General features: G+C 52.1%; 1 protein-coding gene and 1 pseudogene. Both read left to right on the forward strand.

The genetic code is table 11. From position 1 onward, the window contains the following. Positions 1–419: pseudogene (locus tag BLX24_RS30640) on the forward strand (potassium-transporting ATPase subunit B); the annotation flags it as partial. A gap of 51 nt (positions 420–470) precedes the next feature. Further along, complete coding sequence (locus BLX24_RS30645; protein WP_071506926.1) at positions 471–1,034, forward strand: K(+)-transporting ATPase subunit C; 564 nt, start codon at positions 471–473, stop codon at positions 1,032–1,034. Positions 1,035–1,081: the final 47 nt, after the last annotated feature.

Consider the following 1,081-nt stretch of genomic DNA (forward strand, 5'->3'; position numbering starts at 1 on the left):
CCAAAGAAGCCGGTAATATGGTGGATCTGGACAACGACCCGACTAAACTGATTGAAGTCGTGGAGATCGGTAAGCAACTGCTGATTACGCGGGGAACCCTGACCACTTTTTCGATTGCCAACGATGTTGCGAAATATTTTGCCATTGTGCCGGCCCTGTTTATCAGCTCCATTCCGGCCTTGCAGAAACTGAACATCATGCGGCTGCATTCGCCTGAATCGGCGATTTTGTCGGCGGTTATCTTTAATGCGATCATCATTCCGTTGCTGATTCCGCTGGCTCTGAAAGGCGTAGATTACAAACCTATCGGTGCGTCTGCACTCCTGCGCCGTAACCTGCTGATGTACGGGGTCGGTGGTATCGTTGTCCCATTCATCGGGATTAAGCTGATTGACCTGCTCGTAGGTCTGTTCTTTTAATCATCGGGTGCCGGTTGGCCTGGCCAACCGGCCGTCAAACTACTGAAAATCATGAAATCGCATTTAATAATTGCTATTCGGTTAACGCTTGTCATGCTGGTCTTACTGGCCGTGGTTTATCCGCTGGTCGTGGCAGGGATTGCCCGGTTTGCGCCTGGGGAAGGAAAAGGAGAAACCATTACGGTAAACGGTAACGTGGTCGGGTATGCCAACATTGGTCAGGCATTTACCCGGGATGATTACTTTCAGGGCCGGCCATCGGCTGTGGATTACAATGCGGCCGGTTCTGCGGGCTCAAACAAAGGTCCCTCGAATCCGGATTATCTGAAAACGGTTCAGGCACGGATTGATACATTTCTGGTGCATAACCCGGGTATCCTGAAAGCGCAGATCCCGTCTGAACTGGTAACGGCATCAGGCAGCGGACTTGACCCGGATATTTCGCCGGAGGCGGCTCTGATTCAGGTTAACCGCGTGGCTAAATCGCGGAATCTGCCGGAAAATGCGGTGAAAGCGCTGGTTGAAAAACAGACAGAAGGACCACTCTGGGGCCTGTTCGGCCCGTCGAAAGTGAATGTACTGAAGTTAAATGTGGCGCTGGATGCGCTGAAATAAGCACGGGTTCTTACCCGATCTACAACAAAACCTCCGCTGCGGCGGTC

This window comes from Arsenicibacter rosenii (assembly GCF_001870735.1).
Lineage (GTDB): Bacteria > Bacteroidota > Bacteroidia > Cytophagales > Spirosomataceae > Arsenicibacter > Arsenicibacter rosenii.